Genomic DNA, 22,728 nt, shown 5'->3' with positions numbered 1-22,728 from the left:
GAGACGGTAAAGCTTTCATTGCGTAAGCCATTTGTGAATCAGTCTTCTCTCGGATACAATGATCATCATAAAGGATATGGTTACCGTATAGTCAAGGAGGCATTATGAGCGAAGACGTCAGAAAATACTTCACAACGGGTGAATTTGCAAAACTGTGCCACGTAAAAAAACAAACCCTGTTCCATTATGACGAGATCGGCCTGCTTTCTCCGGAAATCAAAAAAGCGAACGGATACAGATACTATTCCTATCATCAATTCGAACTGTTTCAGGTCATCGGTCTGTTTAAGGAGGTCGGCGTGCCCTTGAAGCAGATCAAACCGCTCTTAACAGACAAAACCCCTGAGGGTATCATCACGCTTTTAAAAGAGAAATCTTCAGAAATCGAAAGCAAAATCAAAAAGCTGGAGCACCTGCAAAGGATGATTCGGACAAAGGTGAAGCTGACCGAACAAGCCTTGGAGACAGACTTTTCCTCCGTCTCACTGCAGCGATTAGATGAAGAGACACTTATGATAGGACGGCCCGTACTCCATTTGCCAGAACGGCAATATACTGCCGCCATTTCAGATTTGATCCGCTATATGCGGGTACATGAGCTCGATCAGGGGCATCCGGTCGGCGGACTGTTTGCGCGGGAGCAGATTCTGAAAAAAGAATTCTACAACTACACCCATTTTTATATGAAGACAGAAGAAGGCATAGAGAATAGAGACCTCCATATCAAGCCGAAAGGGCTTTATGCCGTCGGGTACCAAATAGGGGATGAAGCGGAAGCGGCTTACCGCAGCATCATGCAGTTTATTGAAGAGTATGGGCTGGAAATGGGCGATTATGCATATGAAGAATATATGCTTGATGAGGTTGTGGCGGACGGGTTTGACAATCAGATCACAAGAATCCAGCTGCAAGTCCGCAATCCATAAAGCCGATGCCGCCGTTCATTTACGTCTTTTAACAAACCTTGTATAATGAGAAAAATCAGATTGCAATTGAGGTGAAAAACGATATGTTTCTAGCGCCCTTATTTGAACATGATGTACCGGCAGCACTTCTCCGCCCTTAATGGAGGAAAGTGACTGCGCTTCTCTCCGTTAGGGCATATGACGTGACCTAATATGATAACGGAGGGTGCATCAAATTGAAAAATACATTGTTCGGTTCGATTTATTTGGCATTGGCCGCCAGTATCTGGGGCGGTATGTATGTCGTTGTAAAAGTTGTGGTAGCGGTCATTCCGCCGCTTGAACTGGTATGGCTGAGATATGCGGTGGCGCTTCTTTCGCTTTTGATTCTCAGTTTATTTACACGCCAATCCTGGAAAGTTCATAAACGTGATTTATTACTGATCGCTGCGATCGGATTGATCGGCAACACGGTTTCGATCGTCACGCAGGAAATCGGCACGAAATTATCAACCGCGCAGATGGGTGCGATTATTACGGCATCCACTCCCGCATTTATGGTTGTATTTGCCCGGCTGATGTTGAAAGAACGGTTAACGCTGAAAAAAGGAATATCGACAGGGCTGGCGACGATCGGAGTATTGCTCATTGTGGGGAACGGAGATCTCAATATGTCGAGCCAGCTCGGCGGTCTCTCGCTTCTGGCTGCGGCGCTGACATGGGCTTTGATGTCCGTGCTGATGAAACGGGTTCCCGGCCATTACTCACCGCTTGTCGTCACAACGTATTCCATTTGCGTCGCATTTGTCATCCTGACCCCGTTTACAGCGGGCCCGCTTCGGGAGATTCCTTTGTCTCAGCTTGCCCGGCCTGAGATATGGGGCGGACTTTTATATCTGGGTGTGATCTCAACCGCCTGCGCGTTCATGCTTTGGAATCGCGGATTGCAATTACTGAATGCGGCAAGCGGCGGTCTGTTTTTCTTCTTTCAGCCGCTTTCCGGGACTTTGCTCGGCTGGCTGCTGCTGGGAGAGACGATCGGAGGAACCTTCTGGATCGGGGCGGCTCTTATTGTTTCAGGCGTCGTTCTCGTCATGAAAGAAAAATAGAAAATGAAAAAAAGCCATTCAGCAAATGAATGGCTTTTTTCTGTTTTCCCGGCAGGATTCGCCCCTCCATAAACAGAAAACAAGGAGCAGAAACGGATCATGGGCACCGGTACTCTCAAGGTGCAATATCCTGACTCTTGGGGTTTCGTCAATTAACATAACGGGCGGTGAAAAAATGGAGCCAAAATGGCTAGATTGGGCAAAACAGCTTCAATCCGCGGCGCAAGCGGGGCTGGCTTATTCCAAAGACATATATGATATTGAGAGATTTGAAGAAATAAGAAAAATAAGCGTGGATATCATGGCGCATCATACCGGCACCGACAAAAGGGTCATCAAAGACGTATTCGCCGGTGACACGGGCTATCCCACTCCGAAAGTTGATATCAGAGCGGCAGTTTTTAAAGATCAGAGCATATTAATGGTAAGAGAGAAAAGCGACGGCAGATGGGCGCTGCCGGGCGGATGGGCTGATATCGGGATTTCTCCGGGCGAGACCGCTGTCAAAGAAGTAAAAGAGGAGTCAGGAATCGACGTAAAGCCCGTTAAACTGTTAGCTGTAATGGATAAGAAATGCCATTCCCATCCGCCGTCCGCCGCCCACGTTTACAAAGTGTTTATCAAATGCGAGATCATCGGCGGCCGGATCAGGGAGGGAACAGAAACAAGCGCCGCCGGCTTTTTTGCGGAAACGGAACTGCCGCCGCTATCTGAAGCCCGCAATACAGAAAGTCAGATTGAAAAGATGTTTGCGTATCTCAAACATCCGGACGAACCCGTTTATTTTGATTAAGGCAGCAATCAGAAAGAAAAGGGGGCCCGAGTATAATGGAGGATTCAATTAAACAGCAGGCGCAGCGGCAATTTGCCAAAAACGCCGCGAAATATGTGACTAGTCCAGGACACGCCGCAGGAGAGGATTTGGCGTATCTCGTTTCAGCTTCCGGTGCCGAAAAGCATATGGACGTGCTGGATATCGCGACGGGAGGCGGACATACGGCTAACGCTCTCGCTCCTCTCGTACGCTCTGTTATCGCCTATGACCTCACGGAAGAAATGTTAGCAGCCGCTGAAGCATTTATAACCGGAAACGGATGGACGAACGTGTCATTCGAAAAAGGCGATGCTGAAAAGATGCCGTTTTCCGATGCTGCTTTCGATATCGTCACATGCAGAATCGCGGCGCATCATTTTCCCGATGTCAGAGCCTTTGTTCATGAAGCGTTTCGGGTTGTCAAACCGGGCGGCAGACTGCTTCTCATTGACAATACCGCACCTGAAAAGGATGAATATGACCATTTTTATAATGACATTGAGAAGAGACGGGATCAGAGCCACTTTCGGGCGTGGAAAAAAACAGAATGGCTCCGTTTTCTGGAGACAGCCGGCTTCCGGATTGAATCCGCTGTCTGCTTTTTGAAACCATTTCAATTTACCGTCTGGTGTGAACGGGCAGGCCTGACTGAAGAGAAAGCCGCATTACTGGAAAAACAGATGCTGGATGCTCCTCGTGATATACAGCGGTTTTTTTCTGTAGAAAAGGATCAATCAGACCGTATTGCGGGCTTCACAGGTGAATCGGCCTGTTTCTGCGCGATCCGTCCCGTCTGAGACGAAAAAAACCGCTGTGCAGTTTTCCTGCCCGCGGTTTTTTTCGTATTATCTGTTCTTGATTTGAGAAATAATAGCGGAAGTGACATCTTCCGTTGAATGTTTTCCGCCGACATCAGGAGTCAGAATGCCGCTGTTTGTGACCGTTTCAATAGATTGTAAGAGGAGATGGCCCAGTTCCTCTTCTCGGAATGAATCGAGCATTAATTTCGCCGTCCATATTTGGCCTATAGGATTGGCAATTCCTTTTCCGACAATATCCGGGGCGGAGCCGTGAACAGGCTCAAACATGGAAGGATATTTGCCGTTTACATTGATGTTGGCTGCGGGAGCGATTCCGATGCTTCCCATAATCGCCGCGCCGATATCTGTCAGCACATCTCCGAACAGATTTGAAGCGACAATGACATCGAAGCGTTCCGGCTGCGTGACAAAGAAGGCCGCCAGTGCATCGATGTGCTGGGAATCCGTCTCAATCCCGGCGTACTCACGGCTGACCTCTTTAAAGATGTCATCCCAGAACGGCATCGAGTGAACAATACCGTTAGATTTCGTCGCGCTTGTGACGTGTTTCCGCCGACTTGCCGCCAGTTCGAAAGCATACCGCATCACTCTTTCCGTACCCCGGCGGGAAAAGACCGCGTTTTGTATGACGATTTCGTCCTCACCCTGATAGATTCTGCCGCCGACAGAGCTGTACTCGCCCTCACTGTTTTCGCGGACGACTATCAGATCAAAATCCTTCGGATTAACGAGGGGGGAAGTGATTCCCGGCAGGAGCTTCGCCGGCCGCACATTAATCACCTGTTCAAATTCCCGGCGTATCTTGATGAGCAGCCCCCACAGCGAAACATGATCGGGGACGAGTTTTTGATTCCCCACCGCTCCCAAAAACAAAGCATCAAAGTGCTGTAACCTTTCTAATCCATCATCCGGCATCATCGTCCCGTGCTCCAAATAATACTCGCAGCTCCACGGAAAACAAGTGAAATCAAAGGCAATGCCTCCATGTAATTCGGCAATCGCGTTCAACACCCGCTCCGCTTGAGGGACTGTTTCTTTCCCCACACCGTCCCCCGGTATGCTGGCAATCTTGTATGTTTTCATGTTTCCGTCACCTCTGAATGAATTGTTTTCGGTTTACGGCAGACCGTCGACCGTCGTTCATCATAATTCCATATTACGCCACCTCCGATATGCTGACAAGCTCGGGAATGTTGCTTCCATAGATAAACTGTTATATGATCTTGGTAACAATAAGGCCTAAATTGTATGAAGAGGTAGGAAAGATGGATAATTTTAAATTAGATAAGCCAATCCCGTATTATCTGCAATTTTATTCCCAATTGAAAAAAATGATATTTGACGGGATTTTTAAACCGGGTGAACGGCTGAATGAGACTCAGCTGGCCAAGGATTTCGGAGTCAGCCGGTCGCCGGTCAGAGAAGCCATGCGGCTCCTTGAAAAGGACGGGCTTCTGACGGCAGACGATCGAAACGGCTTTGTCATTTATTCTTTGTCCGTTAAGGATGTTGAAGAGATTTATAAAATCAGAATGTCACTTGAATCACTGGCGGTCGAACTGGTTATTGATGAAGCGGCTGAGAGTGAAATTGACCTCATTGAAAAACAGCTGCGGGAGACGGAAGAAGCCATCAATAAAGGCGTCAAAGAGACTGAGATTATTTCCTTAAACGAGTCGTTTCATCGGCTCCTTGTGGATTTCAGCCGCAACAGCCGGCTGGCCATGCTGCTTGAGCATGTCAATGTGCTGATTCATTTTTGCAGAGTTCTTAATTTTAAAGGAGATGACCGTGCGGAAGTTATTCTGCATGAGCACCGGAAAGTCTTTGAAGAAATAAAAAAGGGCGACAAAACAAAAGCCGTGCAATATATGACGGAGCATCTCAAGCATGATGAAGAACATCTGAAAGGCGTGCTGAGAGCGGAAGAAACAGACGAATCATCACGATAGACAAGGCGAAATGCCTTGTCTTTTTTTTGCCGATGTCATCGAACCGTCATAAAGACCTGACGGATGTTCCTTGCATGATTTTTTCCGCGTCATTTATGATGGATATGGAAGAGACGCAAAAAAGGCAAAGGAGATTGAAAAATGGCGAAACATATTCTGATGATCAATTTTCCCGCAGAAGGACATGTAAACCCGACATTGGGTATGACAAAGGCCTTCAGCGAACGGGGCGATCACGTTCATTATATCTCAACGGAAAAATACAAAAGCAGACTGGAAGGAGTAGGGGCGAAAGTTCATCTTCACAGCGATCTGCTCAGAATGACACCTATTGATCCCGGCAGTCCGTCCGGCATACTTGCATTTTTAAAGGTTCATATCAAAACGTCACTGGAGATTTTACATATTGTGCAGCGGCTGGCAGAGGACATTCAATTCGACGCCGTCTATTATGATAAATTCGGTGCGGGAGAGCTGGTGCGGGATTATCTCAACATTCCCGGCATCTCTTCTTCAGCGTCCTTCCTGTTCAATGAAGACCGTCTGAAAATACTGCCGCTCCATCCGGAATCGGGCGTGCCGTTTCAGCCGGACAGGGAATGTGAAGAGCTGTTGGCCGAGATGAAAGACAAATACGGTGTCGCCCCTGACAGCATGGTTCAATTTATGAACAACACAGGTGAATTGAACGTCGTCTATACAAGCAGATATTTTCAGCCCGAAAGTGAGACATTCGGAGATGAGTATTTATTTATCGGTCCGAGTTTTCCGAAGAGAAAAGGGCGCGTCGACTTCCCGATTGACGCATTAAAGAATGAAAAAGTCATTTATATCTCAATGGGAACGGTGCTCGGGGACACGGAAGCGTTTTTCAATCTGTGCATAGACGCGTTCTCAGATTTTGAAGGAAAAGTAGTCATTGCCGCCGGGGAAAAAGCCGATCTGTCGAAAATCAAACAGGCGCCGGAAAACTTTATCATCGCCCCGTACGTGCCGCAGCTTGAAGTGCTGGAGCAGGCCGACGTGTTTATCACGCATGGCGGAATGAACAGTGTAAATGAAGGCATTCATTATCAAGTGCCGCTGGTCGTCATCCCGCACGATAAAGACCAGCCGATGGTTGCGCGCCGCCTGACTGAATTGGATGCAGGCTATACAGTGCAAAAAGATGAAGTAAGCGCTGAAAAGGTAAAGCTTGCCGCGGAAGAAGTGCTGCATAACGGAAAATACAAACAAGGCATTCAAGCCATTAATGAAAGCTTTAAAGAATGTACGGACATGAAGGATGTTCTCGCCCGGATCGACCGGTTTATTGAACAAAAACATGCTCAATAATACATGGAAAAAGCCTGTTTCCTCTGTCAAGGGAAACAGGCTTTTTATAATGGCTTTTAGATGATGTGATGTTCTGCATTTGCAAGTTTCACAAGAGTCAGAAGAGATTCTGCCTCACGTGCGTCGAGTGTTTTTGCCAGACGGTCTTTTTCAAAGATCTGCTGGCCGAAGACATTCACTGACGCCTGGTCAACCGCCGTGTGCCAGTTCTTTTGTGAATGATTCTCAGAAAAAGAGAAAACGAACACGGTGAAGACCGCTATAAGCATCGCCATGACCCAAAATTTTTGCCGATTTCCTGCTGCTGACATAGGCCGCCTCCTAAACATTTTACTGGTATTAGATCATATATGAGCTGTTTTTAACAGAGTAAAGAAGTCATTATTTCATGTAGTCCAAATGAAACGGAGCACAGCCGAAAGCCCGCCGGTCAGGCCGATGAGCCAATTCATATTTTGTTCATATTTTATTAAAAGTTTATCCAAGTCTGTCCTTTACAGTAGATATAACCACAAAATGCTGCTGAAAGGAGCCTTTAAAAAATGCATATTCATATGATCAACAAAAACCAGTTTGAGAGTGACTTGGAGGCGGCCGGCTTCAGCCGTCAGGCAGATGATATTATCGGCAAAATGAAAGAGTACGTAACGGAATACGCGGCTTCATCTGAACGGTTCCTGATTGAAATTCAAACCGTCATGAACGAATACAAAGCCGTCGTCTGCGCGATGTTTTCGACCATGGAAATTGCCGGTGCAAATAAAGACGAGAAGCATGTTGAATTCGAAGCCTGCACAGTATTGTGTGAATAAAAGACATTCATCAAATCTCCGCGGCTGCCTGAACGGCAGTATACTGACTGGTGTTCCGGAAAGGGAAAATATTGAAACTTCTAAAGCGGCCGTTCGTATAAAAGGGTAAATCAGCTTGTATATGGAGGTTCGTGAAATGAACGAAAAGAAAAAACAAGCGTTTGAACAGCTTTTCAGCACTTTAGACGAAAGACATGAAATAAACGGCGCTGTATTGGCAGCGGAAAACGGCCGCATCTTATACCAGGGTTCATTCGGCGCTGCAGAACTGAAAACAAAGAGGATGCTGAATGACCAATCGGTCTTTGAATTGGCCTCAGTATCGAAGCCGTTTACAGCTTTGGGCGTTATCATTTTAGAGCAGCAAGGGAAGCTGCGTTATGACGATATGATAGAGCGGTGGCTTCCTGATTTTCCTTATCCGGGCATTACCATTCGGCATTTACTCCATCATACGTCAGGATTGCCGGACTATATGGAGTTGTTCTTAACACATTGGGACCGGGACAGAATTGCCGTTAATCAAGATGTGATCAATATGCTCAAGCAGCATAAGCCGGAAGCTTATTTCCCGCCGGGCAAGGAGTGGCTTTACAGTAATACGGGGTATGTGGTGTTAGCGGTTATTATAGAAATTGTATCAGGCATGAGTTTTGCTGAATTTATGAAACAAGCCGTATTTCATCCGCTTCGTATGCACGATACGCGGATTTATAACAGAAGGCTGAGTAAAGAAAACATTCCGAACTATGCATATGGCTATGTGTATGATGTTCATTCCGGAGAATATGTGCTGCCGGATGAACTTGAGGAAACTGATTATGTCGTCTTTCTTGACGGAATTCAAGGTGACGGAACCGTTAACTCCGCTATTAGAGATTTATATCTGTTTGATCAGGCTCTTTATACGGAAGAAATCATCGGCAAAGAGTCTAAAGATCAAGCGTTTACACCGGGCTATTGGAATGAAGAAGAGCAATTCGGATACGGATTTGGCTGGATGATTCAAAACAGCCCCCAAAAAGGGAAGGTTATCAGTCACGACGGAGGCTGGCCGGGCTATTCAACTCTGATGATCCGATATATTGACCAGAATAAAACATTGATTTATCTCAGCAATATGGAACAATCGTATCAATTTGAACAAGCTGTAATTGCCGCGGCTGTAAACATCTTATTTGATCAGCCATACGTGATTCCGAAACGTCCGGCAGATCAGAAAAAAGCAGATATCGATCCTGCGATTTACAGCAGATTTACCGGCAATTACTCATTTCAGGATGACACACATGCATCGGTGGCGGTAAAAGAAAACCGATTGTATCTTACAATAGACGGGCAGACTCCATTCGAATTATTCCCAATGACGGAAACCCGTTATTTTGTCAGGGCGCTGCCGCTTGAAATTGAATTTGCAGGTGATAAAGCACAAACAGCCCCGCATTTCGTTTTATATCAGGACGGCACAGAAGAAACGGCTGTGCGGATAGACTGAGTGACATGCAAAACAAAACCGCCGTCCTGAGAAGACGGCGGTAATAGAAAAGTCAAACCCCTTTGATGACGCGAAATTTTCTTTTCGGCTCTGACATAAATATAGAAGAAAAAATCATAGCTCCGAGCATTGTGATGTATTCCATATAAAGCGAAACCTCTGCCAAAACCAACCCCGCAATCATTAAAACAGCGCCCAATACCACCGCAAAAACCTTCGTTTTCATGATGAGTTCCCCCTATTATCTGATAAATGAATTATACTGCATCTCCATTAATGTGTACATTTTGTGAACAATTTCACCTGATGAAAGGCAATAAAGAGAGATTTGAAGAATTAGGAGAAATGACAGGCCATCTTTTTGTTTTACTGAAGAAACGAAAGGGAAAGTGAAAAATCAAAAAGGCAAAGGAGTTCTTGAAATGAAAGCGAGACTATTTTTATTCAGCATGTTTCTCCTGATCCCCGTTCTGGCGCTTGCCGGATGCAACAGCCAATCTTCAGGAGGAAGCGAAAAAGCGAAAGACAAAGAAACGCACTCTCACGAAGACATGAATCACTCAGGTTCATCCGAGGTGCCGAAAGGTTTAAAGAAGGCAGAAAATCCGACTTATAAGGTCGGCAGTGACGTCATGATTTTAGCTTCTCATATGAAAGGCATGAAAAATGCACAAGGAACCGTAAAAGGTGCTTATGATACAACGGTTTACAGTGTGTCTTACACTCCGGAAACGGGAGGAAAGCGCGTCGAAGATCATAAATGGGTCATTCAGGAAGAGCTGAAGGGCGCCGGGGATAAAACGTTAAAACCGGGTGACAAGGCCGTGATCGAGGCATCCCATATGAAAGGCATGAAGGGCGCCGAAGCCGTTATTGATTCAGCCAAAAAGACAACCGTTTATATGGTCGACTATACACCGACTGACGGCGGCCAAAAAGTAACCAATCATAAATGGGTGACAGAAGACGAGCTTGCTGCCGCAAAATAAAAAGACCGCAAAAGCCGAAGGAATTCCTTTGGCTTTTTTGCGGTCTTACATTTATGCGGATTTTCTTTTCAAAGCGGGTCTCGTTAAAGAGAATACAGCTAACGCGACAGCGATAATGACAATCAAACCGCCGCACCAGGCTGTTGCTGTGACAGAACCGGTTTGTCCGATCACGCCGCCGCCGATGGCTGACCCGAGCGCGATGCCGATCTGCAAAGCGGACGTGTTGAAGCTTTGCTGAATATCGGAAGACTCAGGCGCAATTTTGATTAAATAGCTTTGCTGCGCCGGCGCAAGGCTCCAGCTGAGCAATCCCCAGATCACCATCGCAGGCAGGAAAATGATTAAAGAAACCGTTGTCAGCGGAAGAATAAACAGAATCAGAGCGAAAGAAACGGTCACAAGCATGATGCTTTTAAATGCTCCTAAACGGTCATACAGCCACCCTCCGAACGGGCCGCCGCATACCGCTGACAGACCGAACAAAAAGTAGCATACACTGACCCAAACGGAACTCAAATGAAGCGTTCTTTCCAAAAAAGGCGCAAAGTAGGCATAGAGTGTGTAATGCCCCGCCAATGTAAACAAGGTGACAAGATGTGCGCTGGCAATTTTGGCGGTCCCGATCGTCTTGATCTGCTCACGAAACGGAATCATTTTTTCAGCAGGTATTTTTTCAAAAAAGACGCTGATAATCAGCATGGAAACGAGAGATAATACGCCGATTCCCAAGAACAGAACGCGCCATCCGAAGGCATTGCTGATGATAATGCCGACAGGCACGCCTAAAGCGATTGCGGAGCTGAACCCCATGAAAATGATGCCGATCGCCCGCGCTCTGTATTCAGGCGCCACGATTTTAGGAGCAATCGTTAAAGAAAGGACGACAATCAGCCCTGTGCTCATGGAAGCGAGAACCCGTGACACCATAAGTACGGCGAAATTGGGACTGAAATAAGCCACCAGATTACTTAGGAAGAAAATAAACAGTGCGATTAAATAAAGCCGCTTTCGTTCAGCCTTTGCCGTCACCGCCAAAAGCAGCGGGCCGGATACCGCGTAACCGAGCGCAAACACGCTGATCAGCTGCCCCGCGCTGACGATAGATATATCTAAGTCGGAAGCGATTTGCGGAAGAATACCGCCCACAATTAATTCAACCAATCCGACTGCGATGGTAGATGCTGCAAGCAGAAATACTTTGAAATTCATGTACAGATACTCCTTTTTTTATTTTTTAGAAAATAAAAAATCCTGATTACAAAAAGTGTACGGGACAATTTTTGTAATCAGGATTTTACGGTTCCTGGTAGACACCCTCAAACCATATCATTGAGGTTATACAATGTATGCAATATTCGGTTGTGTCCGTTTCTGCAAAAATTCTACCATAATAGTGAGGGAGATTCCATAGAAAATTCGAGGAAATCCTTTCAATTTCAATATCGGCGGCTGTAACGTCATTGATGAAGCAGGGAAAAAAATTTATGATAACCGTAAGGAGTCTATACAGATCAAACATTATACAGCCGGAGGAAACCGATGAATAAGTACGAAAAAATCGCCAACGAAATGAGAAAGAGGATTAAAAGCAGTGTATATGACATAGATCAGCCGATCCCGGATGAAAAGACGCTCGCTGCGGAGTTTGGGTGCAGCCGGATGACGATGAAGCGGGCGCTTGATACACTTGCGGCTGAAGGAATGCTTTTCAGAAAAAGAGGGCACGGCACGTTTATCATTCAATCAGCCATGCAGGATGAGCACGTTCACGTAGTCAGCAACGAAATTCTCGGCCTGAGCAATTTGTTAAAAGGAAAAAATATCAAGAGCAAGGTCATCCGGTTTGAAGTGCAGTTTCCGTCTCAAGATGTCGCCGCACATTTGGCCATCGATGAAAAGACTCCCGTCTATTATGTAGTAAGGCTCAGAATTGTTGAAGGCGAACCGTACGTTCTTGAAAAAACGTACATGCCGGCGAGCCTTATACCCGGCATTAATGACGAGGTGCTCAACCATTCCATCTATGATCATATTACGCGGGAACTCCAGCTCAAAATCGCAGGCTCACACAGAAAAATCAGAGCGTGCAAGTCGGATGATATGGATCAGCAATATCTCGGCTGCCGGCCGGATGACCCGATACTTGAAGTCGAGCATGTAGGCTTTTTGGACAACGGCACTCCCTTTGAATATTCATTTTCCCGCCACCGTCATGACAAGTTTGTCGTGACCTCAGTCAATATAAAACGTTCATAAAAGCGCCGAAGAGTGAGAGAAAAACTCACTCTTTTTTTGTTGCCGCTGATTTACATCTTCGCTTCTTTTATGTTATATTACCCAATGATAGAATCATCCTACAAATTTCAGAGGTGTTTTGATGGAGATATCCAAAACAAGCAGACTGTCGCTCGTAGAACAAGTGGTGACGCAAATTGAATCGTTAATTCAATCGGATAAATGGCCGGTCGGGACGCGCATTCCCCCTGAGCTGGATTTAATGAAGCAATTTGATGTGAGCCGAAACACATTGCGTGAGGCCATTCGGGCGCTCGTACATGCCGGCCTGCTTCAGACAAGGCAGGGGAGCGGTACGTATGTCAGCTCATCCAGTGTTCTCGGCGCGGCATTTTACCGCCATATTAAAAAATCAAATTTGCTTGAAACATTAGAAGTCAGATACGCACTCGAAAGAGAAGCTGCGCGATTGGCGGCGGAAAGGCGTAATGACGAAGACCTGAAAGCACTGAAGGCATGCTTGGATGAATGTGAAGCGGCCTTGCAAAATGAAGATCGAAAACGGTATGCCGAGGCTGACATTAAACTGCACAAAACCATTGTACAGGCGGCCCATAACAACATGCTTTCTGATCTATACGAGCATATGACGGAGGCGCTTTGTGCGTCAGTCCATAACCTGTTGGAAATCACCCCTGCTATACGGATCCACACCCAGCTTGCCGCCGCGATTATCGGACAAAAACCGGATCAGGCCATGGAGGCCGTCAACCAATACATCACAGTATTTAAAGATACTATACACATGGAGGATGAACATGAAAATTAAAGACGAACATCAAATTCTGCAAGCAAGTCAGCGTAAAAAACTGATATTGCTGGTCATCGGAGTCATATTGATAGGGGCCAACCTCAGAGCGCCTCTGACATCGGTCGGGCCGCTCGTTTCCTCAATTCGGGACAGCCTCGGCATGACCAATGCGGCTGCCGGCACCATTACGACAGTGCCGCTTTTGGCCTTTGCATGTCTGTCACCGTTTGTTCCTTTATTGTCCCGGCGCTTCGGGACCGAGATTGTGTTACTGTCATCATTAATTGTCTTGACAGCCGGAACTCTGCTGCGCTCCATCGCCGGAATCGGCACTCTCTTTTTCGGAACGATCCTGTTGGGATTGTCGATCGCCGTATGCAACGTCCTGCTGCCGAGTCTCATTAAACATAAGTTTCCCGGAAATTTAGGCATCATGACCGGCGTCTACTCGGTTTCTATGAATCTGTGCGGCGCGATTGCATCCGGCATCAGCGTGCCGATCGCCTCTTCAGCGGGGTTAGGCTGGAAAGGCGCGCTCGGCTGCTGGGCTATCCTTTCTTTCATTGCGTTTGTCATGTGGATTCCGCAAATGCGAGGACGCGAACTGCCCGTCCGCACGACTGGGACAAACGGAGAGAAGAAAAGCAGTCTGCTGCGGTCTCCGCTTGCTTGGAAGGTGACGATGTTCATGGGGCTGCAATCCCTTATTTTTTACACCGTCATCGCTTGGCTGCCGGAAATTCTTCAGCAGAATGGACTCAGCTCAAGTAAGGCGGGATGGATGCTTTCATTAATGCAATTCTCAGTCCTGCCGATTACTTTTATCGTGCCGATCGCTGCCGCTAAAATGAAAAATCAGCGCGCACTCGCCGGACTGACGGCTTTATTTTTCCTTATCGGCATTGCCGGCGTTCTTTTCGGAAGCCCGGCTCTCACTCCGCTATGGGTCATTTTGATCGGAATTGCGGGAGGCTGTGCGTTCAGCTTGGCGATGATGTTCTTCAGCCTGCGGACCCGGCATGTTCATGAAGCCGCGGCGCTTTCCGGCATGGCCCAGTCATTCGGATACCTGCTTGCCGCGTTCGGGCCGCTCGTATTCGGTTTGCTGCATGACATCACGCACGGCTGGACGGTTCCGTTATTCATGCTGATCGCAGTCTCCGTTCTGATTTTCATTTTCGGAGTCGGAGCGGGAAAAGCGGAACAGATCAAAACAGCATAAAAAAACAAAGGGCCCGCTTAGGGTCCTTTGTTTTTTATTTAAAAAGCTGTCTCAGGCCGTCACGTTGTCAGTTTTAAGCCGATGACACCGATGAGGATAAGCCCTAGAGACACCAATTGTGACAGATTGAATTTTTCTTTAAACCAAAGTATGCCCACGGCCGAAACGCCGATGCTTCCCATGCCGGTCCAAGCCGCATACGCGACACCTGTGGGAAGAACCTGCATCGCTCCGGAAAGGCAAAAGAATGAAAGCATAAAGCCTGTTACCATGACAATCAGCGGCCACTTTTTTTTAAAACCGTCAATATGTTTCATGGCAACGGCCGCTACAACTTCCTCCGCTCCGGCAATAAATAACAGCAGCCATGCCATTAATGTTCACCCCTTGTTTCAGTTTCTTTCGTAAATACCTTCATTCCTAAAATGCCGGACAACAGCAAAGCCAAAAAGAATATTTGCCCGATTGAAAACGATTCGCCTAAAATGACGCCCGTTACATATGTGCCGACGGTGCCTATTCCGACAAAAACGGTATATGCGGCAGCCATCGGAATTTTTTTATAAGAGCGGATCAGCATCAGAAAGCTGACGGCAATCAGAAGGAAAATACCAATCCAATCAAAGAGCGAATCCGCATGCTTCAGGGCGGACGCCCAAACTACTTCTAACAGTCCGGCTATCAATACAAGCAGCCAATACATGATACAGTCACCTCAGTTATGAATGAATGTCAGTCATTTTTACGGCGGTCAAAAATGATCGGTCTCTGCCAATCATTTCTGCAAGCTTCTTTTGAGAAAGCTGAATATTTCTTTTTTATATACTTCGAGATCGACATCCTGTTCACAGCCGATATAAAACCGTTCAGCCGCGTTCTCGACAACGTTGATAATCGTTCTGGCTGTCCATCTGACATGAATGCCGCTGTGGACCTCACCCTGTTCAATGGCCGTATTGATCACGCCTTCCAGCCAGGAATAATAAGGCTGATAAATGGCTTCCCATTTCTCCATTGAATGATCGATGGCAAGACCGGAATAACAGAGAACGATAATATCTTTATGAAGCCGGGTGATGTGAAATGTCTCATCTACCAAAATGTCCAGCAACGTCCAAAAATCTTCAGAACCGTCCGTTTTCCCTTTTATTCTGTCCAGCGTAGTGTCGAGCAGGTTTTCTGCAATCGCGGATATCAGTGCGTTTTTAGAAGAAAAATATAAATAAAACGTACCTTGGGCCGTTCCGGCTTTTTTGACGATTTCTGAAATGGATGCTTTGTCTAATCCTTTTTCAGAAATGACTTCAATCGCGGCTTGCAGGATCTTTTCGTATTTTCCCGAGCTTTGTTTTGCCAATAGAGGGGTTCCTCCTTTTATGAATGACTGTCATTCATTTTATCGCATGTTCTCTTTTTTGTCATCCCTTAAAATAAAAATACCGGAAAGAAGACCATACTTCTTTCCGGTATTCGTCATTTATCACTGTCGATCATAGCCTTCGGCAGTCCCGTATATTTTGCCCAGTAATAAATACCGAGCGAACCGATGGCGATCAGAATCAGGTCAAGCGGATTGCTGATAATGCCCAATCCGTGGCCGAACGAGCCGAGATAGGAGAAAATCAGCATCATGACATAAAAGCCGACGATCCACCATGCTGATTTCAGCTGCTGCCGTATGCTGACATCATCTTTGGGAGCATATTTACTGAAACAGAGATAGATCAGAAACATGACAATTTGAGAACCGAGAAGCCAGGATACGGTGCGCCATCCGGACCAATATACAATATAAGAGGTAAAAATAAACGACAGCGGCCCGATGATGCTCATCCCTTTTAAATAAAACGGTCTGTTAATATTCTTCGCGTTGACTCTCAGCGCCGCAGAAGAAATCGGCGCAATCGCATAAGACAGAATCAATGCGACGGAGCATACGTTGACAAGAGCGTTCCAAGAAGGGAACGGAAGCGTCCAAAAAACAGCCAGACCGAACGAAAGCCAAAGGGAGGCACGCGGTGTCCCGGTTTCTTTATTGACTTTAGAAAAAATGCTGAATAATGTTCCGTTTCTGGCCCAGGCATAGACGAGACGTGAAGTCGTATTCATAAAGATATTTCCGTTACCACCCGGTGATAAAATCGCATCTAAAATGACCAATGTCGCAAGCCACCCCAAACCGAGTAAAACGGCGATATCTTTGAACGGAAGGGAGAATTCAGTCCCGATAGCCGGCCATCCGTGCTTCAGGGTATCCGCCGGGATCGCCCCGATAAAAGTGAGCTGCAGCACGGTGTAAATAATAGTAGAAACGATAATACAGACAATCAATGCGATCGGAATGTTCCGCTTCGGATTCTGCACTTCACTCGCGACAGCCACAATCGGATGCAGCCCAAGGTATGCAAACATGACGCCGCCTGTGGAAATCGCGGCCTGAATTCCGGTGAAGCCAAAAGGCGCGAATCCGTGAACGGTCATATTGCCCGGGTGAAAATGAAAAATCAGTACTACAATTACCGTAATCGGTACGACATATTTAAAAATCGAAATAATGAAGTTTGCTTTCGCAAAGGTTTTGACACTCCAGTAATTGAGGAGGAAGAACAGGCAGAGCAGCGCAAATTGCAATATCCACCCGGCAATTGTCGGAGAATCGGAGCCTTTTACGGTCAAACCGGGAAACCAATACGCCACGTATTGGCGGACTGCCGTGACTTCTATAGAAATAAGACTCGTGTATGCCACAATGGTGACAAAGGAAATTAAATATCCGACGAGGTGTCCGTGTGAATATACGGGATACCGGATAATTCCCCCGGTCCGCGGCAGCGCAGCGCCCAGTTCCGCATAAACCAAGCCGATCAATAAGATGATTCCCCCGCCGATCAGCCAGGAAAAAACGCCTGATGGGCCCGCTTTAGAGGCGACGTTGCTGACGGCAAACAGCCATGCCGAACCGAATATGGCTCCCATGCCGATTAAAATAAGATCAAAAAGTGACATAGTTTTCTGGAAGTTTCCTTGCTTAGACATTCGCTGCCTCCTTAGAAAAGACATTGTTCTCTTTACATAATTCCCATTATCATTCAAACATACCCAGCCGGCCGGCTGGAAAATTAGGACAACTTTCGAAACGAAGTATGTACAGCAATGTGCTCACATTATAATAACGGCCGTATGGCAAGATCTCCCGGCTTATATTCCCCGTTTTAAACACATTCAAACCTCATATTCAGAAAAACAAAAAACGCCCGAAACAGGCGTTTTTTTGTTACAAGTTCATATCTTTCAGTCCGGGGCTGTGCTCATTCGGAAGCTCAGGAAGTTCCGGCACGGGGAAACCTTTAGGAGGCTCGGACACACTTAAGTCGCCGCCGTTTCGGCTCGGCGTCGTTCCCTGCAGAATTTCTCCGATCCGTGTCGGATCCAGTCTGAAATTAAATTGAGTATTATGATAACCCATCTCAACGAATTTCCGGCATTCCGGGTATTTTTCAATATCATAATTCGGCACGGGAAATAATTTGCCCCATTCGACACCCAGTGTTTCCAACGCTTTTGTAAATGCATTTTGATGGGCGTTGTCACGGACGATCAGAAAACCGAGTGTTTCTCTGAACGTCTGATTTGAACTCATTTCATAAATGCGCGTCTTTTGCAGCACGCCGGTTGATTCCAGCACGACATTGTCCAATAAATCGGAAATCAGATTCCCGTGGTTGTATACCCAAGACCCGTTCCATGGATTGCCGCCGGCGTCTACAGGAAGAGAACTTTGCGCTCCGATGATAAAATGGTGCGGATTGGCGTGTTTAACTGCTTCGTCAAGCGGCGCCTGATCTGCTGCCTGATTTCCGGGGCCCTCAGCGCCGCTTTCGTCGAGCAGCGCATTAATCGTATGCTGGACAAGCTCAACGTGTGCGATCTCTTCTAAAAATACACCGCGAAGCAGGTCACGGAACTGTTTTTCTTTTCCTCTGAAATTAGAGCTTTGGAAAAAGTATTGCATCATCGTCCGCATTTCTCCGTAGTGCCCGCCTAAAATTTCCTGAAGCACCTTGGCCGCGGCCGGGTCCGGCTTGTCCGGTTTAATGATATTGATCAGCTCTTCTTTGTAATAATACATAAACAGCGCCCCCTGAAAGAAGTTTTCGGTTCTTCTGTTAGTGTCTTTGCAAAGTCAGTTTTTATGTATCGGCATCAAAAAAAGGACGGAAAGCGTGTCCGTCCTTCTGTGTTAAGCCTCAACAGCCCCGCGAAGTTTCGTGTTGACAAGCCCGTTCCATCCTTGATCCATCGTACTGTGAATCTCGGAGCTTTTCCGATTGACTTTATTGATGACGGATTCCGGCTCTTTCCATCCGCCGTGAATGAGAGTGAATTCCGTATCTCCGCTTTCTGTTTCCTTTAAGACAAAAGAAACGATCCAGCCTTCCGTATCCCACGAAAAAGAAAGGCGGTACGGCGCTTCAATATCCAGCAGCTTGCACGGAGACGGACCGAACGGAGATTCCAGCTGAAACTCACTGTCTTCTTGAGGTGTGAAATCATTCGGCATAAACCAGAGAGACAGGCCGTCCGCAGTGGAGACCGTATCCCAGACAACTTGTATCGGCGCATTGAAAACGGCGGTATGAATAATGTCCGGTAATGGCTGATTGCTGCTGCTGTTGTTTTTGTTATCTTTGTTTTGTTTATCAGACATGATGCGTAACCACTCTTTCGCTGTTTTTACTTTTGATCATACTACACGAGGCAGGACATTTGAAAACAAATCAAACTTATTTTATGCTTTTCCAAAGCCATTTAATTCATTTTAAGGAGACGTAGTGATGACAGATCAATTTAAAGCGTTAGTAGTCGATCAACGTGAAGACCGGTTTTCAGTCAGCGTACGGGAGCTGGCGGTTCAGGACCTTCCCGAGGGTGAAGTGCTGATTAAGGTTTGCTACTCAGGGGTGAATTATAAAGACAGCTTGGCTGCCATTCCTGACGGCAAGATCGTAACGTCGTATCCTTTCGTGCCGGGAATTGATTTAGCGGGAATTGTCGTTTCCTCAGATGACGCCCGTTTCAAAGAGGGGGATAAAGTCATTGCGACAAGCTACGGCATAGGTGTTTCCCGCTTTGGCGGTTATAGCGGGATGGCCCGCATTCCGGCAGATTGGATCGTGCCGCTGCCTGAAGGTCTGACACTTAAAGAAGCCATGACGATCGGAACCGCCGGCTTCACTGCCGCATTGTCCGTCCAGCGTCTTGAAGAAAACCATGCCGCTCCTGAAAAAGGGAAGGTGCTGGTGACAGGAGCGACAGGCGGCGTCGGAAGCTTTGCCGTCTCCATTCTTTCAACCTTAGGTTATGAGGTCGAGGCCAGTACGGGAAAAGAAGACGAAAGCGGCTATTTGAAGAGCCTCGGAGCAAAGACGGTCATTCACCGTGACGAAGTGTATAACGGCACGTTAAAACCAATGCAAAAACAAAAATGGGCAGCGGCCGTCGATCCGGTCGGAGGTGAGCCGCTTGCTTCAGTTCTCAGCCAGATTCAGTACGGCGGATCAGTTGCTGTGAGCGGACTGACAGCGGGAACGAAACTCCCGTCTACAGTCTTTCCGTTTATATTGCGCGGCGTCAGTCTCTTGGGAATCGATTCCGTATTCTGTCCGATGGAGACAAGAAAGAAAACATGGCAGCGTTTAGCTGATGACTTCAAGCCTGCAGATCTGGAGGCCTTTATTCAAAAGGAAATTACACTTGAAGAGCTGCCGGATACGCTTCCTGCTCTTTTAAAAGGAGAAGCGAGAGGAAGAACGATCGTTACAATAAACGAAGAATAAATCAAAAACCCCCAACTGCTGATTGGGGGTTTTCACTATATAATCAATTTTTTATCTAAAAGAGATTAACTATTGATCATATAGTGAAAATGAGTTGATTAAAAACATAAATTGATTACATATAGGTAATATAAAGGTAAGTTATAAAATTTTCTGAAATATTTATTGACTGAAAGCGCTTTTAAAATTATGATAATAACATAAATGCCAATAATATCATTATAACTTCACTACAAAGTAACTATAAAATAACAATTTAACGAAAGGGGAGAGTGGATAATCACTATAAATGATAACGCTTTCAAATTATTTTCTTCTTATATAACTGTTTTGGACGGTCAGAACTTGTATGCAGACGTTATGGGTGCAAATATTGATAACTGAATATTCCGATATTATCTCTGTGTAAAAACTAGGAGGATTTGAAGATGAATAAAAATAGCAGCCAGCATTCATTTTTGAGAACCATCATTTTAGTATCGACGTTCGGGGGTCTGCTTTTCGGCTACGATACAGGTGTAATTAATGGGGCGCTGCCGTTTATGGCGGAAGCTGACCAGCTTAATCTTACCGCTTTGACTGAAGGGATGGTGGCGAGCTCCCTGCTCTTGGGGGCTGCGATCGGAGCAGTTTTCGGAGGGAGATTGTCGGACTATAACGGCAGACGTAAAAATATCCTTATCCTTGCCGTTTTGTTCTTTGCGGCGACGCTTGGATGTACACTGGCGCCTAACGTATCTGTTATGGTCATCTCCCGTTTTCTGCTGGGGCTTGCCGTCGGGGGAGCATCCGTAACCGTTCCGGCGTATTTGGCTGAAATGTCGCCGGCGGAAAGCCGAGGGAGAATGGTTACCCAAAATGAATTGATGATTGTAACAGGCCAGCTGCTTGCCTTCACGTGTAATGCTATCATCGGCAATGTGCTTGGTGATACCTCTCACGCCTGGCGCTATATGCTCGTTATCGCGGCCCTTCCGGCGGTATTCTTGTTTTTTGGTATGCTGAAAGTTCCTGAAAGTCCGCGCTGGCTGGTTTCTAAAGGAAGAAAAGAAGATGCTCTGCACGTTCTCCGGCGAATAAGGAATGAAGAGAAAGCGAAGTCTGAGCTCGCTGAGGTTGAATCTGCCTTTCATAAGGAAGCTGAGATGGAGCAGGCCGCCTTTAAGGATCTTGCCGTTCCGTGGGTGCGCCGCATTGTGTTTATCGGGATCGGAATTGCGGTAGTGCAGCAGCTCACCGGCGTGAATTCAATTATGTATTATGGAACTCAAATTTTAAAAGATGCCGGTTTCGAGACAAAAGCCGCATTAATCGGCAATATCGCTAACGGTGTGATTTCGGTGCTCGCGACTTTTGTAGGAATATGGCTTCTCGGCAAAGTCGGCCGCCGCCCGATGCTGATGACGGGGCTGATCGGAACGACTGCGGTGCTGCTTTTGATCGGAGTTCTGTCTGTCGTGCTGAAAGGATCGCCTGCTCTTCCTTATGTGGTTCTTTCATTAACAGTCACTTTCCTTGCGTTTCAGCAGGGGGCTGTCTCTCCGGTGACCTGGCTGATGCTGTCGGAGATATTCCCGCTTCGATTGCGGGGGCTTGGTATGGGGGTCACTGTCTTCTGCCTCTGGATCGTGAACTTCCTTGTTGGTTTCACTTTTCCGGTCCTGCTCGCAAACATCGGATTGTCTGCAACCTTCTTCATTTTTGTCTTGTTAGGGATAGCTTCCGTTATATTTGTGAAAAGGTTCCTTCCGGAAACGAAAGGTCTGTCGCTCGAACAGCTTGAACAAAACTTCCGTACTTATGAAAAAACAGATCGTAATAGCGCAGAAGCCAAGGTGAGCGGGTAATCTGGATAGACGCGGGGTTCCTAGGAATCCTGCTTTTTTATTTATTATATAGAAGGGAATAATAAGTGAGAAAAAAGTTTCGTAAAAGTGTTGACCTAATTTGAAGTGCATGGTATATTATTAAACGTCGCTGATGAACAAAGCGAAAACGACAAATGAGAAAATGATCTTTTAAAAAAAGACTTTACAAATTCTCAAAAGCATGTATAATAAATGAGGTCGACAAAAAGACTTCGAAAAGAAATAAAAAACACTTGACATCATAACTGATTGGTAGTATGATAGTTAAGTCGCCTGATAAGCGCCCGTAGCTCAATTGGATAGAGCGTTTGACTACGGATCAAAAGGTTAGGGGTTCGACTCCTCTCGGGCGCGCCAATTCAAACGCGGGTGTAGTTTAGTGGTAAAACCTCAGCCTTCCAAGCTGATGTCGTGAGTTCGATTCTCATCACCCGCTCCATTATAATGATCTTTGAAAACTAAACAAGACAAAACGTACCTGTTAATTCAAAGTTTTAAATAAATCGCACAGCGATGTGCA

The 22,728-nt window shown here is 46.4% G+C and carries 24 protein-coding genes, 2 tRNA genes and 1 riboswitch; of the genes, 16 read left to right on the top strand and 10 right to left on the bottom strand.

What is annotated here, in order from left to right; all coding sequences use genetic code 11:
* Positions 1 to 104: 104 nt before the first annotated feature.
* From NQS30_RS15385 to NQS30_RS15370, 4 genes are all read left to right on the top strand, one after another.
* Complete coding sequence (locus tag NQS30_RS15385; protein WP_124692566.1) at positions 105 to 926, top strand: MerR family transcriptional regulator; 822 nt, start codon at positions 105 to 107, stop codon at positions 924 to 926.
* Positions 927 to 1,141: 215 nt separating this feature from the next.
* Entirely contained in the window at positions 1,142 to 2,014 is an 873-nt protein-coding gene (locus NQS30_RS15380) for a DMT family transporter (RefSeq protein WP_015239274.1), read from the top strand.
* 175 nt (positions 2,015 to 2,189) lie between these two features.
* Positions 2,190 to 2,807 carry an NUDIX hydrolase gene (locus NQS30_RS15375; RefSeq protein WP_025284337.1) on the top strand — a complete coding sequence of 206 codons (618 nt, stop codon included), beginning with the start codon at positions 2,190 to 2,192 and terminating at the stop codon, positions 2,805 to 2,807.
* Positions 2,808 to 2,842: 35 nt separating this feature from the next.
* Complete coding sequence (locus NQS30_RS15370) at positions 2,843 to 3,625, top strand: class I SAM-dependent methyltransferase (RefSeq protein WP_025284338.1); 783 nt, start codon at positions 2,843 to 2,845, stop codon at positions 3,623 to 3,625.
* Positions 3,626 to 3,673: 48 nt separating this feature from the next.
* Here NQS30_RS15370 and NQS30_RS15365 read toward each other — a convergent pair whose 3' ends face one another.
* Entirely contained in the window at positions 3,674 to 4,732 is a 1,059-nt protein-coding gene (locus NQS30_RS15365; protein ID WP_124692564.1) for a tartrate dehydrogenase, read from the bottom strand.
* Between the two features lie 182 nt (positions 4,733 to 4,914).
* On the opposite strand from NQS30_RS15365, the gene NQS30_RS15360 reads away from it, so the two are divergent.
* A complete protein-coding gene (locus tag NQS30_RS15360; protein ID WP_007409306.1) occupies positions 4,915 to 5,601 on the top strand; it encodes a GntR family transcriptional regulator in 687 nt (228 codons plus the stop codon).
* A 141-nt stretch (positions 5,602 to 5,742) separates the two neighbouring features.
* Positions 5,743 to 6,936, top strand: coding sequence for a macrolide family glycosyltransferase (locus NQS30_RS15355; protein WP_124692563.1), 1,194 nt, complete (start codon positions 5,743 to 5,745; stop codon positions 6,934 to 6,936).
* Between the two features lie 56 nt (positions 6,937 to 6,992).
* On the opposite strand, the gene NQS30_RS15350 is transcribed toward NQS30_RS15355, so the two are convergent.
* Complete coding sequence (locus NQS30_RS15350; protein ID WP_007409304.1) at positions 6,993 to 7,247, bottom strand: hypothetical protein; 255 nt, start codon at positions 7,245 to 7,247, stop codon at positions 6,993 to 6,995.
* Positions 7,248 to 7,478: 231 nt separating this feature from the next.
* Here NQS30_RS15350 and NQS30_RS15345 point away from each other — a divergent pair, with 231 nt between their 5' ends.
* Together NQS30_RS15345 and NQS30_RS15340 are read left to right on the top strand one after the other, a co-directional pair.
* The gene (locus tag NQS30_RS15345; RefSeq protein ID WP_007409303.1) at positions 7,479 to 7,748 is read left to right on the top strand and encodes a hypothetical protein; all 270 of its coding nucleotides are present in this window, start codon (positions 7,479 to 7,481) and stop codon (positions 7,746 to 7,748) included.
* Positions 7,749 to 7,884: 136 nt separating this feature from the next.
* Entirely contained in the window at positions 7,885 to 9,243 is a 1,359-nt protein-coding gene (locus NQS30_RS15340) for a serine hydrolase (protein WP_124692562.1), read from the top strand.
* A 52-nt stretch (positions 9,244 to 9,295) separates the two neighbouring features.
* Here the strand turns inward: NQS30_RS15340 and NQS30_RS15335 are convergent, their stop codons facing one another.
* Positions 9,296 to 9,469, bottom strand: a complete 174-nt coding sequence (locus NQS30_RS15335) for a hypothetical protein (RefSeq protein ID WP_007409301.1) — start codon at positions 9,467 to 9,469, stop codon at positions 9,296 to 9,298.
* 196 nt (positions 9,470 to 9,665) lie between these two features.
* Here NQS30_RS15335 and NQS30_RS15330 point away from each other — a divergent pair, with 196 nt between their 5' ends.
* Positions 9,666 to 10,232, top strand: coding sequence for a YdhK family protein (locus NQS30_RS15330; RefSeq protein ID WP_007409300.1), 567 nt, complete (start codon positions 9,666 to 9,668; stop codon positions 10,230 to 10,232).
* 51 nt (positions 10,233 to 10,283) lie between these two features.
* On the opposite strand, the gene NQS30_RS15325 is transcribed toward NQS30_RS15330, so the two are convergent.
* Positions 10,284 to 11,444, bottom strand: a complete 1,161-nt coding sequence (locus NQS30_RS15325; protein WP_007409299.1) for an MFS transporter — start codon at positions 11,442 to 11,444, stop codon at positions 10,284 to 10,286.
* A gap of 54 nt (positions 11,445 to 11,498) precedes the next feature.
* A riboswitch (purine riboswitch) is annotated at positions 11,499 to 11,598 on the bottom strand.
* Between the two features lie 176 nt (positions 11,599 to 11,774).
* On the opposite strand from NQS30_RS15325, the gene NQS30_RS15320 reads away from it, so the two are divergent.
* From NQS30_RS15320 to NQS30_RS15310, 3 genes are all read left to right on the top strand, one after another.
* Positions 11,775 to 12,491: a GntR family transcriptional regulator gene (locus NQS30_RS15320; RefSeq protein WP_007409298.1), complete on the top strand. Its 717-nt coding sequence runs from the start codon at positions 11,775 to 11,777 to the stop codon at positions 12,489 to 12,491.
* A gap of 121 nt (positions 12,492 to 12,612) precedes the next feature.
* The gene (locus NQS30_RS15315; protein WP_007609773.1) at positions 12,613 to 13,299 is read left to right on the top strand and encodes a FadR/GntR family transcriptional regulator; all 687 of its coding nucleotides are present in this window, start codon (positions 12,613 to 12,615) and stop codon (positions 13,297 to 13,299) included.
* Positions 13,289 to 14,503 carry a CynX/NimT family MFS transporter gene (locus NQS30_RS15310; protein ID WP_012116961.1) on the top strand — a complete coding sequence of 405 codons (1,215 nt, stop codon included), beginning with the start codon at positions 13,289 to 13,291 and terminating at the stop codon, positions 14,501 to 14,503. The genes NQS30_RS15315 and NQS30_RS15310 overlap by 11 nt, the downstream gene beginning before the upstream one ends.
* Positions 14,504 to 14,562: 59 nt before the next feature.
* On the opposite strand, the gene NQS30_RS15305 is transcribed toward NQS30_RS15310, so the two are convergent.
* The 6 genes from NQS30_RS15305 to NQS30_RS15280 all read right to left on the bottom strand — a co-directional run bounded on the left by NQS30_RS15305 (position 14,563) and on the right by NQS30_RS15280 (position 19,211).
* Positions 14,563 to 14,877: a DMT family transporter gene (locus tag NQS30_RS15305; RefSeq protein ID WP_007409295.1), complete on the bottom strand. Its 315-nt coding sequence runs from the start codon at positions 14,875 to 14,877 to the stop codon at positions 14,563 to 14,565.
* The gene (locus NQS30_RS15300; protein ID WP_003156023.1) at positions 14,877 to 15,206 is read right to left on the bottom strand and encodes a DMT family transporter; all 330 of its coding nucleotides are present in this window, start codon (positions 15,204 to 15,206) and stop codon (positions 14,877 to 14,879) included. Before NQS30_RS15300 ends, NQS30_RS15305 begins: the two co-directional genes overlap by 1 nt.
* A gap of 72 nt (positions 15,207 to 15,278) precedes the next feature.
* The gene (locus NQS30_RS15295; RefSeq protein WP_007409294.1) at positions 15,279 to 15,860 is read right to left on the bottom strand and encodes a TetR/AcrR family transcriptional regulator; all 582 of its coding nucleotides are present in this window, start codon (positions 15,858 to 15,860) and stop codon (positions 15,279 to 15,281) included.
* 116 nt (positions 15,861 to 15,976) lie between these two features.
* On the bottom strand, positions 15,977 to 17,539 hold the full coding sequence (locus NQS30_RS15290; protein ID WP_007409293.1) for an APC family permease: 1,563 nt from the start codon (positions 17,537 to 17,539) through the stop codon (positions 15,977 to 15,979).
* A 238-nt stretch (positions 17,540 to 17,777) separates the two neighbouring features.
* Positions 17,778 to 18,632, bottom strand: a complete 855-nt coding sequence (locus NQS30_RS15285; RefSeq protein WP_020955413.1) for a manganese catalase family protein — start codon at positions 18,630 to 18,632, stop codon at positions 17,778 to 17,780.
* Between the two features lie 111 nt (positions 18,633 to 18,743).
* On the bottom strand, positions 18,744 to 19,211 hold the full coding sequence (locus NQS30_RS15280; protein WP_015239285.1) for an SRPBCC family protein: 468 nt from the start codon (positions 19,209 to 19,211) through the stop codon (positions 18,744 to 18,746).
* A 127-nt stretch (positions 19,212 to 19,338) separates the two neighbouring features.
* On the opposite strand from NQS30_RS15280, the gene NQS30_RS15275 reads away from it, so the two are divergent.
* The 4 genes from NQS30_RS15275 to NQS30_RS15260 all read left to right on the top strand — a co-directional run bounded on the left by NQS30_RS15275 (position 19,339) and on the right by NQS30_RS15260 (position 22,647).
* Positions 19,339 to 20,340, top strand: a complete 1,002-nt coding sequence (locus tag NQS30_RS15275) for an NADPH:quinone oxidoreductase family protein (protein WP_015239286.1) — start codon at positions 19,339 to 19,341, stop codon at positions 20,338 to 20,340.
* A gap of 428 nt (positions 20,341 to 20,768) precedes the next feature.
* Positions 20,769 to 22,187, top strand: coding sequence for a sugar porter family MFS transporter (locus tag NQS30_RS15270; protein WP_015239287.1), 1,419 nt, complete (start codon positions 20,769 to 20,771; stop codon positions 22,185 to 22,187).
* Positions 22,188 to 22,488: 301 nt separating this feature from the next.
* Positions 22,489 to 22,565: transfer RNA gene (locus NQS30_RS15265), tRNA-Arg, on the top strand.
* Positions 22,566 to 22,573: 8 nt separating this feature from the next.
* Positions 22,574 to 22,647 (top strand) — tRNA-Gly (locus NQS30_RS15260).
* Positions 22,648 to 22,728 lie beyond the last annotated feature (81 nt).

The organism is Bacillus sp. B1(2022) (assembly GCF_040259625.1).
GTDB lineage: Bacteria > Bacillota > Bacilli > Bacillales > Bacillaceae > Bacillus > Bacillus velezensis.
The sequence above is the reverse complement of the archived record's forward strand: the minus strand, read 5'-3'. Positions and strand labels throughout refer to the sequence as shown.